14 protein-coding genes are annotated in these 16,492 nt (G+C 36.5%); 9 read left to right on the top strand and 5 right to left on the bottom strand.

Annotation, left to right across the window (positions count from 1 at the left end; translation table 11 throughout):
* Positions 1 to 87: 87 nt before the first annotated feature.
* The 5 genes from purF to BW926_RS12015 all read right to left on the bottom strand — a co-directional run bounded on the left by purF (position 88) and on the right by BW926_RS12015 (position 5,792).
* Positions 88 to 1,587, bottom strand: coding sequence for an amidophosphoribosyltransferase (purF, locus tag BW926_RS12035; protein ID WP_076447385.1), 1,500 nt, complete (start codon positions 1,585 to 1,587; stop codon positions 88 to 90).
* A gap of 136 nt (positions 1,588 to 1,723) precedes the next feature.
* Positions 1,724 to 2,443, bottom strand: coding sequence for a phosphoribosylaminoimidazolesuccinocarboxamide synthase (purC, locus tag BW926_RS12030; RefSeq protein ID WP_076447383.1), 720 nt, complete (start codon positions 2,441 to 2,443; stop codon positions 1,724 to 1,726).
* Between the two features lie 29 nt (positions 2,444 to 2,472).
* A complete protein-coding gene (locus BW926_RS12025) occupies positions 2,473 to 3,168 on the bottom strand; it encodes a DUF3307 domain-containing protein (protein ID WP_076447381.1) in 696 nt (231 codons plus the stop codon).
* Between the two features lie 2 nt (positions 3,169 to 3,170).
* A complete protein-coding gene (locus BW926_RS12020) occupies positions 3,171 to 3,776 on the bottom strand; it encodes a SatD family protein (RefSeq protein ID WP_076447380.1) in 606 nt (201 codons plus the stop codon).
* A gap of 156 nt (positions 3,777 to 3,932) precedes the next feature.
* Positions 3,933 to 5,792 (bottom strand): endonuclease, encoded by a 1,860-nt coding sequence (locus tag BW926_RS12015; RefSeq protein WP_076447378.1) that lies wholly within the window; start codon positions 5,790 to 5,792, stop codon positions 3,933 to 3,935.
* A gap of 190 nt (positions 5,793 to 5,982) precedes the next feature.
* Here BW926_RS12015 and BW926_RS12010 point away from each other — a divergent pair, with 190 nt between their 5' ends.
* From BW926_RS12010 to infC, 9 genes are all read left to right on the top strand, one after another.
* Complete coding sequence (locus BW926_RS12010) at positions 5,983 to 7,122, top strand: acyl-CoA dehydrogenase family protein (RefSeq protein WP_076447376.1); 1,140 nt, start codon at positions 5,983 to 5,985, stop codon at positions 7,120 to 7,122.
* Between the two features lie 21 nt (positions 7,123 to 7,143).
* Entirely contained in the window at positions 7,144 to 7,641 is a 498-nt protein-coding gene (locus BW926_RS12005) for a DinB family protein (protein WP_076447375.1), read from the top strand.
* Positions 7,642 to 7,843: 202 nt separating this feature from the next.
* Positions 7,844 to 10,774, top strand: coding sequence for a reprolysin-like metallopeptidase (locus tag BW926_RS12000; protein ID WP_076447373.1), 2,931 nt, complete (start codon positions 7,844 to 7,846; stop codon positions 10,772 to 10,774).
* Positions 10,775 to 10,953: 179 nt separating this feature from the next.
* On the top strand, positions 10,954 to 11,421 hold the full coding sequence (locus BW926_RS11995) for a pyrophosphohydrolase domain-containing protein (protein ID WP_076447372.1): 468 nt from the start codon (positions 10,954 to 10,956) through the stop codon (positions 11,419 to 11,421).
* Between the two features lies 1 nt (position 11,422).
* Entirely contained in the window at positions 11,423 to 11,989 is a 567-nt protein-coding gene (locus BW926_RS11990; RefSeq protein ID WP_076447370.1) for a TlpA family protein disulfide reductase, read from the top strand.
* Between the two features lie 3 nt (positions 11,990 to 11,992).
* Positions 11,993 to 12,598: a DUF4230 domain-containing protein gene (locus BW926_RS11985; protein WP_076447368.1), complete on the top strand. Its 606-nt coding sequence runs from the start codon at positions 11,993 to 11,995 to the stop codon at positions 12,596 to 12,598.
* Between the two features lie 53 nt (positions 12,599 to 12,651).
* On the top strand, positions 12,652 to 12,846 hold the full coding sequence (locus BW926_RS11980; RefSeq protein WP_076447367.1) for a hypothetical protein: 195 nt from the start codon (positions 12,652 to 12,654) through the stop codon (positions 12,844 to 12,846).
* Between the two features lie 277 nt (positions 12,847 to 13,123).
* Positions 13,124 to 15,043 (top strand): threonine--tRNA ligase, encoded by a 1,920-nt coding sequence (gene thrS, locus BW926_RS11975; protein ID WP_076447365.1) that lies wholly within the window; start codon positions 13,124 to 13,126, stop codon positions 15,041 to 15,043.
* A 163-nt stretch (positions 15,044 to 15,206) separates the two neighbouring features.
* Positions 15,207 to 15,707 (top strand): translation initiation factor IF-3, encoded by a 501-nt coding sequence (gene infC, locus BW926_RS11970; RefSeq protein WP_179078014.1) that lies wholly within the window; start codon positions 15,207 to 15,209, stop codon positions 15,705 to 15,707.
* Positions 15,708 to 16,492 lie beyond the last annotated feature (785 nt).

Genomic DNA, 16,492 nt, shown 5'->3' with positions numbered 1-16,492 from the left:
ATTATAAACCTGACCTTTCACTATTATGTCTATGTGTTTAAATTTAAAACTTGTTTAAACTTTTTTTTTCAAAATTTAAACAGATTTTTAATTAAATAATTCAATTTCTTCACCCTTTCCTACAGGATATTCTTCTGTAAAACATCCGAAGCAGTGGTTAGATGATCCTAAAATTTCTTTTAAGTTCTCTACACTTAAAAATTCTAAAGAATCAACTCCTAAATAATCTCTAAGCTCTTCTGTAGACATATTTGCAGAAATTAAATCGTCTTTTGAAGGAGTATCAATTCCTAAATAACAAGGCGCAATAATTGGCGGAGAAACACTTCTGAAATGAATTTCCTTCACGCCTGCATCTTTCAGGATTTTAACCAATCTTTTCGAAGTCGTTCCACGAACAATAGAATCGTCGATGATTACTACTCTTTTATCTTTAATTTCAGAAATAATTGGGTTCAACTTAAGGTTCACTACCCTTTCCCTCATTTCCTGAGTTGGTACAATGAAAGATCTTCCGATGTATCTGTTTTTAATCAAAACCGGACGGAAAGGAATTCCTGAAGCTTTAGAAAAACCAATCGCAGCCGGAACTCCGGAATCCGGAACTCCAATTACAACATCTGCTTCCACAGGAGCCTGTTCCCAGATTTTTTCCCCAGATTTTTCTCTGATTTCATACACATTGATATTTTCTAAAGATGAGTCAGGTCTTGCAAAATAAATATATTCGAAAGAACAGATCCTTTGCTTACCTTTTTCCTCATCCACCATATAGGAGTGAAGCTTTCCGGGCTCATTTTCATTGGTATAAATGATTTCTCCCGGTAAAATATCCCTAACGTATTGAGCGCCAACGGCATCCAAAGCTACGGATTCCGAAGCTACAACGTAAGAATTTTCGTTGATTGCTCCCAAAACCAAAGGTCTGATTCCGTTGAAATCTCTGAATGCAAAGAATTTATTTCTCGTCATTCCCACCACTGAATATGCTCCCTCGATTTTCTCCATCGTTGCTTTAATAGCTCCACGAAGGCCAAGATCAAGATTTTTCTGAATTAATCTCAAAATCACTTCAGAATCGGAAGTAGCCCTGAAAACAACGCCCTCAGCTTCCAGTTCTGCCTTTAGCTCTTTTGCATTTGTCAAATTACCGTTATGCGCTATTGAAAGGATAATCTGGTCATATTCGTTTTTCGCGAAAAATGGCTGGAAATTATACTTCTTTTTATCTCCTGCAGTCGTATAACGAGTGTGTCCGATTGCAGAATTTCCCATAAAAGTTTCAGGATCCTGGATCTCTTTATAAACATCCAAAACCAAACCTTCATCTTTCATGTTAGTGATTTTTCCGTCTTTAAGAACAGAAATACCACACGCTTCCTGGCCTCTGTGCTGTAACGCAAAAAGCCCGAACTGCGAAAGAGAAAACGTATCCAAATCGTTATCAGAATACATTCCGAAGATTCCGCACTCTTCATTGGGAGCGTCCAATCTCTCTTCTTCCTGCGTTCTGAAAAGATTTCTTCCGTAGGTTTGAGTTTCAAATTGTTTTAAATATTCACTTTTATGAATGTCTAAACTTTTCATTTCTATTTTTTCTATTATAGATATTAGAAGTCAGATATCAGATTTTAGACTAAAACTAACTTCAATTTAATTTTGTTATATAACAAATCATTTTCAGAGCTAAAAATCTAGCATCTGATGTCTAACATCTGAAATCTTACTTATTAAGTACAGTTTTCAGTCTGTTGTAGATCTCCACGTAAGCTTCAGTAACTTCCCCAAGATCTCTTCTGAATCTGTCTTTATCCAACTTCTTCATGGTATCTTTATCCCAAAGTCTGCAAGTATCAGGAGAAATTTCGTCTGCAAGGATGATTTCACCGTCAGCAGTTTTTCCTAATTCGATTTTGAAATCAACCAGGATGATGTTCATTTTGTCGAAAAGATCGATTAAGATTTCGTTGATGTCTGAAGTTAATTCATACATTTCATCAAGCTCTTCGTAAGTTGCAGCACCTAAGAAAACAGCGTGGTGATCATTGATAAGCGGATCTCCCAACTCGTCCTTTTTGTAGCAGATATCGAAAATGGTAACCGGAGATTTAATTCCTTCTTCCACTCCTAACCTCTGAGCCATGCTTCCTGCAGAATAGTTTCTAACCACCATTTCCAAAGGAATAATTGATACTTTTTTTACCAATTGCTCTCTTTCGTTTAATTGTTTAATGAAATGAGTTTTAATCCCTTTTTCATTTAAATATTCAAAAATAAGAGTTGTGATCGCGTTGTTCATTTCACCTTTCAAATCAACAGATCCTCTTTTCTGAGCATTAAATGCAGTAGCATCGTCTTTGAAACGTACTACTACTTCGTTAGGATTATCGGTAGCAAATACTTGTTTTGCCTTACCTTCGTACAACATTTCTAACTTTTCCATTTTCTAAAATTACTTTTATTAGATTTATATTATTTAATTAAAATTCCTGTTAAAACCGCCATTCCAAAACTCAACAATGTACCGATCAATACATATTCGGTAAGTTTCCTTTGCTTGGCCTGGGCAAGATCGCTGAACCTGAAAACGGATTTCGCCGCGACCATAAAACCTACGCCTTCCCAGTGATCCACCATAATAAAAGTGAAAACCAGTAAACGTTCTAAAATTCCAATATATTTTCCGGCACTTGATAAAGATTCGGTTTGTATATTCGTTGCTGTCTCTGGAACGGGTGTCCATGAAGACAATAATATTTTAATAAAAATTGAAGCAGGTGTCGTTAAAAACAAAGCTGCCATTAATATTTTTAAGAAACTCTGATCTTTTAAAAATTCAATATTAAATTCATTAAAATAAAGAGAAACTCCCCCAATTACTGCAATATGTAAAGCCTGATCGATAAAAAACCAGTTCTTTTTATTTTTAATTGTCTGAAAACTAAGTTTCGCAGCATCAATAATAAAGTGTGAAATTCCCACCAAAGCAGCTACCCACCAAAGTTCGAAATCCCAAAGGAAAATAAAACTTAATGCGGTGTGAATCAGAACATGAAGATACAAATATTTGCTCTTCAGTTTTTTGCTTTCTTTCTCTGCAACCCAAGAATTTGGCTGAAGAATAAAATCTCCAAGTAAATGTGCCAATATGAGTTTAATGAAAATCATGCTTACAGTTCTGAAATTTTCTTTCTAAAATATTGATTGGTTTCTACGATCAATTCATAGTTTGCGCGCTTTAGTCTCTGGCTTACAGAGGACTGTGAGATGGCAAACTTCTTCGCAAGATCTTCCTGTGTGATATCTTTATTCATGATCATTTCATGGATGATTTCCGCGGTCGCCATCGTCCAGTTATCGAAATCTTTGGATGACCATTTCAGTAAAATATTCAAATCCCTGTCTACAGAATCGTTGGATGTTTTAATAGAAACGGTGTGTCCGTCGCTTTTAAGATCATTCAATAATCTTCCGGAATGTACATAAGCCGTTCCGTTCGATTCCGTAATTTTTTCGGAGGAAAAATTTTCCTCACCAATACCAATGGCTATTCTTACATCTAGATTTTCCAGACTTTTTATAAGTGATTTTATGGCTAAGAAACGCCAGAAAACGTCATCGATAGTACATTTTAGCTGAAATTCATCTCCCCTGTAGATTTCCCATGTACCGGGAGCGCTTCCCCAATTTTCGAGAAGATTTTTAAGTCTGGTGATCCAAACTTCTGTTTCTGCGTGTTGTGAATTTATAATATCTCCGGTAATGACCGCTATCATTCTACAAATATAAGCATAATTACTTATAAATAAAAGATATAAGCAGAAACACTTATGGATATTAATTATTAGTGAATCTGCTTATATCGATAATACTGTAAAACAGCTATTTTTAAGAATTTCTTTTCGCCAAATCTTCAAGGTTAATTTAAGATATTATTTCTTTACAAACTGATAAACCTTTCCGTCCAGACTCAACAAATAGGAACCTGCTGAAAGATGTTGAACTAAAATATTCTTTTTGTTTTTAAATGGATTTTGTTCAGAGTAGATCAATTTCCCGGAAAAATCTAAAACTTGAGCTGATTTTATATTTTCAAATTTCCCGCTCACGAAAATAGCGTCGTGTACAGGATTAGGGTAAATTTTAACATTGTTTTCGGCTAATATATCAGAAGCTGAAAGAGTTCCCTGGTTCTGACAGTAATTTGCTGAATAAGAATCCCATTCTCCGATAGTAAAAGATGTGTTAGGTTGAGTTATGATATTTTTTCTGTAAAGGGAAACATCACCATTTGAATTACTGACAAATTTACTTCCGACAGCATCTACTGTAGCAGATTTGTATGCCAATTCAACATATTGTGTTCCTGAAAAAGTCAAGGCCTCTCCTGCTGTAAGAAATTTAGCATTAGAATTGGTATAACATAAGAGTGAAGATTTAGGATTAAGCACTACAAAAGTCTCATTGTTTGGTATTTTTCCTTCCAGTTCAAAGCTGTTTCCAAAATAGTAAGAATCATTTATACTATTATAATATTGCACCCTGATGCTGTAATTATTCAGATCTACTTCATGTCCTGTTTTATTTACAATTTCCAGGGCTTTGTTATTGCCTGTACCTTCAATATATTTGACGATAAAAAGATCTTTTGAATTGGGATCAGAAGCTAAAGTAGAAACTGTAACGGTATTACTGTCAGCGGACTGTAAATAACCGGCATCATAAGCTTTTACTGTAAATGAATACGAAGCGGCTGGATTCAAATGATCTATCACAATCGATGTTGATTTCGTGGTCGCTATCAATGTGCCGTTTTGATAAACATTATATCCGATAACGTCTGTGCTTGTACTTGGCGACCATACTAAATTTGTATAAAAAGCTCCCGTCTGGGTAGAAATTAAATTTAAAGGAGCTTGTGGTATAACAGTATCTGGAGTCTGAATCCAGATTGCATTTACCCATTGAGGATTATCAACAAAAGGATTTCTATTGTTTTGAATAGCATACACCGCATTATTTCTGTCAATTTCTCTCTGAGATACAGGATCTTGAGCGTGCCATTCAATAAGCATGGTGATATATGCGGGATCAAAGGCTCTTTCAGCAGTTCCATCAAGCGGAGAACGGTCCATTGCCGGATTAATGTTGGTGGAATAATTAAATGACGGTAGTTTATCTTCATATCTCACCACAAAATACAGCAGCATTCGGGCTATATCTCCTTTAAATTCATTAACAGGCTCATATACCCTGTTGGTATAGGCATAACTGGGGATGGCGCTATTTGCAATTTTGGAAGAGTTTGTAAAAGTATAATGTATGGTAGAATTTCCTTTTCCATAAGGATAATTATTCCTTAACTGATTGATCCTGGCATCTGTAGGAATAACATAATGCAAATCAGAATACATCGGGTAATTGCTATTGAATGTACTTTGCGGAACAGCGTGTTCTCTGTTGTATCCCATACCCTCACCACCTGAAGAGCTTATTAAATTTGCAGATGTATACTCATACGCATCGGGGCCGGCCGGGTTTTCAGAATAAATATCCAGCAATATTGTCGTATTAGATACATCGTGATCGTAATATTTATCTAAATCTGTCTGATTGTAATAATTAGTAAGATCCCCATAATTCCAATTGATATTCTTCGCTGAAATAATGTCATGAAGTTTTGATTTTAAGGTATAGCCCGTCAAACCTGCTGTTCCATCATAATATCCGGTAGGGATCTGGGCTGAGAAATGCAACGAAATTAAAATTATCAGGAGTAAAAGTTTTTTCATACTTTAAAAATTGGACCCTAAAATAGTAAATAAATCTAATCAAATTTCCGAAATTTTCATTAATTTAAATTAAATTTCATAATATAAAAAATTGAAAATTAAAGTTTTGTGACTGAATTTCTATAGATTGAATTATTTTTTTGGACGTTCCATCAATTTGGTTATCTTTGGAACTAACTATTTTATCTATATGAATACAGAGATTATTGACAATATTAAAATGATAGCGGAAACAGCAAAAGAATTTGCTGAAAAGAATATTAGACCAAATATTATGGAGTGGGATGAAAGTCAGACTTTCCCAAAAGATCTGTTTCATCAGTTAGGCGAGATGGGCTTCATGGGAATCGTTATTCCTGAGCAATACGGAGGTTCTGGTCTTGGTTATCATGAATATGTTGCAATTCTTGACGAGATTTCTCAAGTAGACCCTTCAATAGGTCTTTCCGTTGCAGCGCACAATTCACTTTGTACGAACCATATTTACGAATTCGGAAACGAAGAACAAAGAAATAAATGGCTTCCTCAGCTGGCTTCAGGTAAAGTAATCGGAGCATGGGGCCTTACGGAGCACAATACTGGTTCAGACTCGGGAGGAATGTCTACAACTGCCGTGAAAGATGGTGATGAGTGGATCATCAACGGGGCTAAAAACTTCATTACTCATGCTATTTCAGGAGATATTGCTGTAGTAATGACCAGAACAGGTGAAAAAGGAGCAAAAAACAATTCAACAGCATTCGTTTTAGAAAAAGGAATGCCTGGCTTTTCTTCCGGTAAAAAGGAAAATAAATTGGGAATGAGAGCTTCCGAAACAGCAGAGTTGATTTTCGATAATGTCCGCGTTCCTGATTCTCACAGGTTAGGAGAGGTGGGAGAAGGCTTCAAGCAAGCTATGAAAATCCTTGATGGAGGTAGAATTTCTATTGCGGCATTAAGTTTAGGTACAGCAAGAGGAGCTTATAAAGCAGCTTTAAAATATGCTAAAGAAAGACATCAGTTCGGTAAATCAATTTCAGAATTCCAGGCAATCAACTTCATGTTAGCTGATATGGCAACGGAAATTGATGCAGCAGAATTATTGATTCAAAGAGCCGCAACTTTGAAAAATGCGAAACAAAAAATGACAAAAGAAGGCGCTATGGCCAAGCTATATGCTTCTGAAGCTTGTGTAAGGATTTCAAATAATGCAGTTCAGATTTTTGGAGGTTATGGATATACAAAGGACTTCCCTGCCGAAAAATTCTACAGAGATTCTAAGCTATGTACAATCGGGGAAGGAACTTCTGAGATCCAGAGATTGGTAATAGGTAGAGATATTACAAAATAATTATTTCAAAAAATATAACAAATGATTAAACAGGCACTATTAGGAGAATTTCTGCATGAGGCAGAAAGCACCAGAAAACTTTTACAGGCAATTCCGGACAACGTTTTAGAATGGAAACCATCGGAAAAGAACTGGACAACAGCTCAATTAGCTTCTCATATTGCAGAGGTCTATAATTGGTATGATGGAACTTTCAATCAGGATGTATTTGATATGGGAACATACAAATATGATAAAGGCGATATTTCTAAAGCAGAAAATATTGTCGCTAAGTTTGAAGAAAATGTTGCCAAAGCAAAAGAAGTTTTAGAAAATTGGGACGAAAGTACCATGATGAACGAATGGAAAATGGAAATGGACGGAAATTCACTCTTCCCTCCTATGCCAAAAATTCAGGTAGTTCGTGCGTTTTTGTATAACCATTTATATCATCACAGAGGGGAGTTGGTAGTTTATTTAAGATCAACAGGAAATAAAGTTCCGGGACTGTACGGACCGACTGCCGACGACAAGTTTTAGAAATTTAGAATTATACCATTAATAAGAAAATAGCACTCGTAAAATTACGAGTGCTATTTTCTTTTTTGAAATAAAATTTTAACTATATTTAATGTATTACATAATATTTTAAACTTAAATTCTAAAAATTTATTAAAAAATTTTCTTTCGACAGTTAAATTTTTATTAGATTTGATATTCCACAATCAAAAAAGAATTTAATATGAAAAAACAATTATCGATGATTGGAATGCTTCTTCTATCGGGCATTTCTTTCGCGCAGACCGATCGTCTCTGGTCTGAAAGCTCAGGAAAAACAACTTCAGAAATCTTTCAAAACAAAACAAGCATCAGCAATCCCAAGATCTATAGCCTGGACATTAACGGATTGAAAAATGCCTTGTTAAAAGCTCCTAAAAGATTAGCAGCCGGGGAAAAATCAGAGGTTATTATCTCCTTCCCTAATTCTGAAGGAAAAATGGACGATTTTAAAGTAAGAGAAAATTCTAACTTTGATCCTCAGCTGGCAGCAAAATATCCCGAAATCAAGTCTTACGTAGGCGAAGGTTTAGATGATTCCAATTCGACAATTTATTTCAGTGTTTCACCACTTGGCCTTTCAACAATGAAAATTTATGGAGACAAGTCAGCAGTTTTCATTGAGCCTTATAATAAAGATCTTTCAACATACGTTGTCTACAAAAAATTTGATAAGAAAGACGATCTCAACAAATTTGAATGTACCGTAATTGATGTTGCTCAAAAAGGTGTTACCAACACAAATGTTGTGGCAAGACCAAACGCAGATGATGCTAAATTAAGAACATTCAGATTAGCGCTTTCCTGTACAGGAGAATACACAGCCTATTTCGGAGGAACAAAAGCCAATGCTTTAGCCGCGATGAACAATACTATGACCCGTGTAAACGCAGTGTTTGAAAAAGACTTTGCAGCAAGAATGGTTTTAATCTCAAACAATGATGCCGTAATTTACACAAATGCTTCTTCAGATCCTTATTCTCCAGCAGCACAGATGAACAATTGGAATTCTCAGCTACAATCAACTTTAACCTCTGTCATCGGTGAAGCAAATTATGATATAGGTCACTTATTCGGAGCTTCCGGAGGAGGCGGAAACGCAGGCTGTATTGGCTGTGTATGTACAAACGGTTCTAAAGGAAGCGGATATACTTCTCCGGCAGATGCCATTCCCTCGGGAGATAATTTTGACATCGATTATGTAGCTCACGAAATGGGGCATCAATTTGGTGGAAATCATACCTTCTCAATGAGTAATGAAGGAACTGGTGCTAATATGGAGCCCGGATCAGGGTCGACAATCATGGGCTATGCAGGAATCACTTCACAGGATATCCAGCCACATTCTGATGCATTTTTCCATGCGATCAGTATACAGCAAATCACTAATAATATTAAAGCTAAAACCTGCCCGGTTAGCACAAACACAGGAAATTCAGTTCCAACGGCAAATGCAGGTTCAGATTATACCATTCCGAAAGGCACACCATTTATGTTAACAGGAACCGGAACTGATGCCAACGGAGATTCTTTAACCTATATTTGGGAACAAATGGACAATGCTTCTTCTTCCCAGACAGGAACAAGCTCTGCAGCAAGTGCTACAAAAGCTTCTGGACCTACCTTCAGATCATGGACACCGCAGGCTACACCTACGAGATACTTCCCAAGAATGACCTCTATTTTAGCAGGAGCCACTACTACAGCAGGTTCAGAAATCACCGTTGAGGCTTTATCAAACGTTGCAAGATCATATAATTTCAGGTTTACCGTTCGTGACAATAGAGCCGGAGGTTCAGGGAATAATTCTGATGATGCCGTAATTACCGTAAACGGAACCGCAGGCCCATTCAGTGTAAGCTCACAGAATTCTGCAACGACCTATACCGGCGGAACATCTCAAACTGTTACTTGGAACGTAGCAGGAACTACAGCTAATGGTGTAAATGCAACAAATGTCGACATTCTTTGGTCTACAGACAGCGGAAATACATGGACTACCCTATTGGCCGGAACTCCGAACGATGGTTCCCAAGCGGTTACCATCCCTAATTCATCCACTACAACAGGAAGAATCATGGTAAAAGGTTCAAATCATATTTTCTTTGATGTGAATAATGCAAATATTACTGTAAATGCAGGTTCAGGTGGCACAGATACGATAGCTCCTACAGCACCTGTATTGGCAGCCTCAGGTACAACTTCCACAAGCACAAGCCTTTCATGGTCTGATGCTACAGATAATGTAGCGGTTACAGGTTATGATGTTTATCAGGGAGCTTCATTGATCGGTTCCACAGCATCAACGACTTATACCGTAACAAGTCTTACTCCTTCAACTACATACATCTTCTCGGTAAAAGCAAAAGATGCGGCCGGAAATATTTCTCCTTCAAGCAATATTGTAAGCATAACAACTCTTGCAGGAAGCACAGTGACGTATTGTTCGGCTTCTGCAGCCAATACAGCTGATGAAAGAATAGGAAACGTAAAATTCGGAACCATTAACAATACTTCAGCAGGAACTGCAGGTTACGAAGATTTCACTTCTGTATCTACCAATGTTACAAGAGGTTCTGCTTATACCATTTCCGTGACTCCGGTTTGGACATCTACAGTGTACAATGAGGCTTATGCTGTTTACATCGATTATAACAAGGACGGAGACTTTATAGACAGCGGAGAATTGGCATGGTCTAAAGCAGGTTCTACAACAAGCCCGGCTACAGGCCCTATCACCATTCCGGCATCAGCAGCTCTTGGAACCACGAGAATGAGAGTGATGATGAAGTACAGCTCTGTACCTACATCTTCCTGCGGATCTTATACTTACGGCCAGGTAGAAGATTATACTTTAAATATTGTTTCTTCAGGAAGGGGAGAAATTCTTGATACAAAAGATTTAATGACAGATATTAAATTATATCCAAATCCTGTCAGAGACATTTTAAATGTTTCAAATACGACGTCTGAAGATTACAAAATCTTTGACATGGGTGGAAAACTAATCAATTCAGGAAAACTCGAAAGAGGCTCAGTGAAAGTAAGTCACCTTATCAAAGGGGCTTACATGATCCAAGTAGGAGAAATCACTAAGAGATTCATTAAAAACTAATTGCTTGACTCAATTAAACTTTGAGATAAAGGCTGTCCGGAAACGGATAGTCTTTTTTGTTTTGAATTCCGAGTTTCGTGTTCCGGGATTTAAAACACATTCAAAAACTCGAAACTCGTATCTCGTATCTTTGCTCTTTTCTTAACCAATCATTATATTTGCCTTAAATAAAAATATTCATGGATAAAATTGACAGTCTGAACCAGGTAGCAGAATTCCACACCACTTTCAAAGCCCCTATTCTGGATACTCCGCAGATTCCTTCCAAGGAAAGATGTAATCTTAGAGTTGAGCTTTTACAGGAAGAATTAAATGAACTAAAGCATGCAATCGGCGATAATAATATTGTAGAAATTGCAGATGCTCTTTGCGATTTACAGTATGTTTTAAGCGGTGCGGTTCTGGAATTCGGACTTGGCAGTAAATTTGTAGAGCTATTCAACGAAGTTCAGCGTTCCAATATGTCGAAAGCTTGCGATAATGAAGAACAGGCACAGGAAACCGTTGAATTTTATAAAGCAAAAGACGTAGAATCGTTCTATGAAAAATCAGGCGAAAAGTATAATGTTTACAGAAAGGCAGATCATAAAGTCTTGAAAAACAAATACTACTCTCCTGCTGATTTGAAGACAATTATTGAAAAATAGTATGAAAAAATTTATTACAAATATCGCTGTTGTTTCCTGTATGGCTTTTAATGCACAGCATATCAACGCTCAAAAAGTAGTGGTAAACCGCGAAGTTGAAACTACGAATGACGGTAAAATGCTTTTGGGAAACCAGCTGAAAGAGCAGTTTTTAAAAGCACCTTACGCAGATTGGTATGTGAAGGAGCATGATGAATATGCAATAGATCAAAAGGCGGTAGACCAGCTGAGAAAACAGAAGGTCAATACATATAATATTCTGGTTTTTATGGGAACCTGGTGTGAAGACAGTCACAGGGATTTTCCGAGGCTGATGAAAATTTTAGAAGAATTGAAATTTCCGGATAATAAATTAACCGTTATTGCCTTAAACCGTAAAAAAGAATCTCCAAACGGTGATGAAGGACTATATAATATCCAGAAAGTGCCTACCATTATCGTTCAAAAATACGGAAAAGAAATCGGAAGAATCGTAGAAATGCCTAGCACAGGCTATATTGAAAGAGATTTGGTTGAAATCTTGAAAAAGGATGACTCTTCTGTGATCCAAGAAATTTTTAAGAAGTAAGATTTGAGAAATATCAGAATCATAATACCGTTTCTGAGCGGGATTGTTTTAATGACCATTCTGTTTTTCAGTTTTAGGACGTGTTTTAATCCTAATAAAAAGACGGAGCAGTCGGATTATTATATTCTTACCAACCAGATTTCAAAAATGAATAAAATGGTGGTGTTGGAACAGAATTCTTCCTCTATGCAGAAAACCAAAATGAGCTACGAATTTTTAGGTAAAGAAATGACCAGCAATGGTATTATTACATACACAAAAACCAATGCACAGGTTTCTTATGATCTTAATAAAATGAAGCTTGAAGTAGATTCTATCAACAAAAAATTGATTATTAAAGAGCTTCCCGATGCAGACGTAAGAATTACCCCAAGCGTTGAAATTCAGTCGCTGGACGATTCATTTTTTAACAGGATTTCTGAAAAAGATATTAAAAACGTAACCCAGAAAGCAAAAGAAACGGCAATTAAATCTGTTAATGAAAATCAGCTTCGAACCGAAGGACGTAAACAATTAATGGAAAATCTTAATAATATTTTCGTTTTGGCAAAGGCTTTGAATTATAAAATTGAAGACCAGACAGGCAAGCTCGGGATTTTAGGACTTTAACCTAATTAATGCTGAACCTTAGCTTGAAACTTTAAACCTTAAACTTCAATGCTATGAATTCAAAAGGGAATGACAAAAAGAAAGAATCTGCAAATGCTGCAGAAACTAAAGAGCAGAATCAAGATTTTCGGGGTATTCCGGCCGCTTCGGAAAAAACTAACCCACCTGATATTGATAAAGAAGATGTTCAAAAATCTTCAAAAAACCACAAAACAGGAAAAACCGATAATACAGAAAATACTAAGTGAAAGCTTAGTATTTTTTTATTTAATTATATCGCTAATACCAACTTTTTCGACGCTCGCTTCGCTCGCGACCTTTCTTTATAAAATAAGAAGCGCGAGCGAAGCGAGCGTCGAAACGGTTAGAATTGAAGTTATACTTTTTCAACAGTATTTTAAAGTTTTAAGCCCATAACCATATATTGGTAAGATTTATCGTTAAAATTTCATGAATAATCATGCAACAATTTCTCAAAGAGATAAAAATTCCGTATTTTTGCATCTTAAAATTTCTTAGTAAACAATGATAAAAATTACACTTCCAGACAATAGTGTCAAAGAATTCGAGGCGGGAGTTACTCCGCTAGATGTGGCAAAATCTATAAGCGAGGGATTGGCTAGAAATACCATTTCCGCAATTGTTAATGACAAACAAGTAGAGACGACCACGCCTATCACCACGGATTCTACGGTACAACTACTGACCTGGAATGATGATCTTGGAAAGAAAGCGTTCTGGCATTCTTCTGCCCACCTTCTGGCGCAGGCTATCCTTGAATTTTATCCTAATGCTAAGTTGACAATTGGCCCGGCCATTGAAAGCGGGTTCTATTATGATGTAGATTTCGGCGACGAAAATTTATCCGAAAAAGACTTCGAGAAAATTGAGAAAAAAGTATTGGAAAATGCTAAAAAAAGCTCAACATTCTCATTATATCCTGTTTCTAAAGAAGAGGCGCTAAAAGTATATGCAGATAATCCATATAAAGTAGAATTGATTTCTAACCTTAATGATGGGGAGATCACTTTTGTGACACATGATGATTTTACAGACCTTTGTCGTGGAGGGCACATCCCGAATACAAGTATTGTAAAAGCAGTCAAGATTTTGAATGCAGCTGGAGCATACTGGAGAGGGAATGAAAAAAATCCTCAGTTAACAAGAGTTTACGGTATTTCTTTTCCTAAGCAGAAAGACCTTACGGAATATCTTGAAAGATTAGAAGAAGCAAAAAGAAGAGACCACAGAAAACTAGGTAAAGAACTTGGAATTTTTGCGTTCTCTGAAAAAGTAGGTGCCGGTTTACCGTTATGGTTGCCAAAAGGTACAGCTTTAAGAAGAAAATTGGAAAATTTCCTTTCCGCAGCTCAGAAAAAGGGAGGTTACGAATTTGTAATGTCACCACATATCGGGGCAAAAGAATTATATGTAACTTCAGGACACTGGGATAAATATGGAGCAGACAGCTTCCAGCCGATCAAAACTCCAAATGAAGGAGAAGAATTTATGCTAAAGCCGATGAACTGCCCTCACCACTGTGAAATCTACAAAACTTCACAATGGAGCTACAGAGATTTACCAAAAAGATATGCAGAATTCGGTACCGTTTACAGATATGAACAAAGTGGAGAGCTTCATGGGCTGACAAGGGTTCGTGGGTTTACCCAGGATGATGCTCACCTTTTCTGTACTCCTGATCAGCTTTTAGGAGAATTTGAAGCAGTAATCGATTTGGTATTATACGTTTTCAGATCATTAGGCTTCGAAGATTTTGTGACTCAGGTATCATTAAGAGATCCTGATAACAGAGAAAAATATATAGGTTCTGATGAAAACTGGGAAAAAGCAGAAAATGCGATCATCACAGCAGCAAAAAACAAAAATCTGACAACGGTTGTTGAATATGGTGAAGCCGCATTTTATGGTCCGAAACTAGATTTCATGGTGAAAGATGCATTAGGCAGAAAGTGGCAGCTTGGAACCATCCAGGTTGATTATAACTTACCGGAAAGATTTGATCTTCACTATATCGGAAACGATAACGAAAAACACAGGCCGGTAATGATCCACAGAGCGCCGTTTGGTTCTATGGAGCGTTTCATTGCTATTTTGCTTGAAAATACAGCTGGAGATTTCCCGTTATGGCTGAGCCCCGATCAGTTTATCATCCTTCCGATCAGCGAAAAATATGTAGATTATGCTAAAAAAGTTTCACAATTTTTAGAAAATTACGATATTAGCGGTCGGATTGACGACAGAAACGAAAAAACCGGAAAGAAAATCCGTGATGCGGAATTAAATAAAATTCCATTCATGCTTGTAGTAGGAGAAAATGAAGAAAAGTATGGCACAATTTCTGTACGAAGACGTGGTGAAGGCGATCTTGGAGCAATGAGCCTTGAAGATTTTGCAGCTTTTTTCAAAAAAGAGGCAGCGATATAAAAATCATTAAAAGATTTAAATGTAATGATTAAAAGATTAGTATACATCAGTAATTTTCAATCTTTTAATTAAATGAAAAATTAACCAATAAAATTATAATACAATAGCACAAAGATTTAACAACAGGGGCCCACAGAGACGTCCGCAACAGGAGGACGCACACTTGATCAACGATAAAATTCGTGTGAGAGAGCTTCGTTTGGTGGGCGATAACGTAGAGCCGGGAATTTATCCTACTGACAAAGCAAGACAGATTGCGCAGGAGCAGGAATTGGATCTTGTAGTAATTTCCGACAAGGCTGAACCGTTTATTGCTAGGATTTTGGACTATAAAAAGTTCTTATACGAGCAAAAGAAAAAACAGAAAGAACTTAAAGCTAAGCAGGTGAAAGTAGTCGTGAAAGAGATCCGTTTCGGGCCTCAGACCGATGAGCACGACTACGAGTTTAAGAAAAAACATGCTGAAAAGTTCCTTGAAGAAGGTTCAAAACTGAAGACCTACGTATTTTTTAAAGGACGTTCGATTATCTTTAAAGATCAGGGAGAGATTTTGCTTCTGAAACTTGCTCAGGAACTGGAGCATGTGGGAAAAGTAGATCAGCTTCCGAAGCTTGAAGGAAAAAGGATGATTATGATGATGAGTCCTAAAAAAGCTGCTAAATAATCAACAGCTGGATCTTCGGATCTGATTTCACAATATCAAAACCTCAAATTATTTTTGAGGTTTTTTTGTTTTTAACTTTGAAGTTGTTTAAAATAAAAGTTATAAAACTCTATAGCGTTTTATCTGTTTAGAAATCATATTTGGAAAATGTTTATAGGCTGTCTCAAAAGGTAAACTGATGCTCTGAGAATCTCCTAAAGGAGTCCGAGACAGGGCGTACTTTTTAGACAGCCTTTATCTCAGAAATATTGTCGGTTTCCAGATACCAATCCTACGGATTGATTTATGAATTTATTCCTATTTCTACACAGATTCTGCTTCTAAAGGAGCAAATTCTTTTCCTTTCTACGGCTACAACAGAGAAGGTGCAGTAGTGAAGCAAGGTGTACAGACCAACTGGTGGAGACAGGGAATGATGGAGGAATTGTGGTTTTTATGACGGAATCAAGGCTTTCTCAGAAAAAGTTTTACTGAAGATTTAAAAACCGTAGATATTCCTGTATTACTTTCTTCATGGTGAAGACGACAAGATATCGTTACTATTGAAAATTCAGCGATAAAATCAGCTAAACTATTGAAAAACGGTAAACTGATTACTTATCCGGGATTTCCTCACGGGAATGCCTACTACTGAACATCGGACGATTAATAAAGATCTATTGGAGTTTATTGAGTCATAATTTTATCTATGAAGTTGTTTAAACTTATTTAGACAAAAAAGTTCCAAGAAAATTAGCAATTTTGGATTGCAATTTAAAAAACTAATAATCTGGAACTCATCAGTA

The organism is Chryseobacterium sp. RU37D, assembly GCF_900156075.1.
Taxonomy (GTDB): domain Bacteria; phylum Bacteroidota; class Bacteroidia; order Flavobacteriales; family Weeksellaceae; genus Chryseobacterium.
The sequence above is the reverse complement of the archived record's forward strand: the minus strand, read 5'-3'. Positions and strand labels throughout refer to the sequence as shown.

Bases quoted from the DNA above. Each gene is read 5' to 3' on its own strand.
- purF (WP_076447385.1), bottom strand. From the start codon at position 1,587: ATGAAAAGTTTAGACATTCATAAAAGTGAATATTTAAAACAATTTGAA.
- purC (WP_076447383.1), bottom strand. From the start codon at position 2,443: ATGGAAAAGTTAGAAATGTTGTACGAAGGTAAGGCAAAACAAGTATTT.
- BW926_RS12025 (WP_076447381.1), bottom strand. From the start codon at position 3,168: ATGATTTTCATTAAACTCATATTGGCACATTTACTTGGAGATTTTATT.
- BW926_RS12020 (WP_076447380.1), bottom strand. From the start codon at position 3,776: ATGATAGCGGTCATTACCGGAGATATTATAAATTCACAACACGCAGAA.
- BW926_RS12015 (WP_076447378.1), bottom strand. From the start codon at position 5,792: ATGAAAAAACTTTTACTCCTGATAATTTTAATTTCGTTGCATTTCTCA.
- BW926_RS12010 (WP_076447376.1), top strand. From the start codon at position 5,983: ATGAATACAGAGATTATTGACAATATTAAAATGATAGCGGAAACAGCA.
- BW926_RS12005 (WP_076447375.1), top strand. From the start codon at position 7,144: ATGATTAAACAGGCACTATTAGGAGAATTTCTGCATGAGGCAGAAAGC.
- BW926_RS12000 (WP_076447373.1), top strand. From the start codon at position 7,844: ATGAAAAAACAATTATCGATGATTGGAATGCTTCTTCTATCGGGCATT.
- BW926_RS11995 (WP_076447372.1), top strand. From the start codon at position 10,954: ATGGATAAAATTGACAGTCTGAACCAGGTAGCAGAATTCCACACCACT.
- BW926_RS11990 (WP_076447370.1), top strand. From the start codon at position 11,423: ATGAAAAAATTTATTACAAATATCGCTGTTGTTTCCTGTATGGCTTTT.
- BW926_RS11980 (WP_076447367.1), top strand. From the start codon at position 12,652: ATGAATTCAAAAGGGAATGACAAAAAGAAAGAATCTGCAAATGCTGCA.
- thrS (WP_076447365.1), top strand. From the start codon at position 13,124: ATGATAAAAATTACACTTCCAGACAATAGTGTCAAAGAATTCGAGGCG.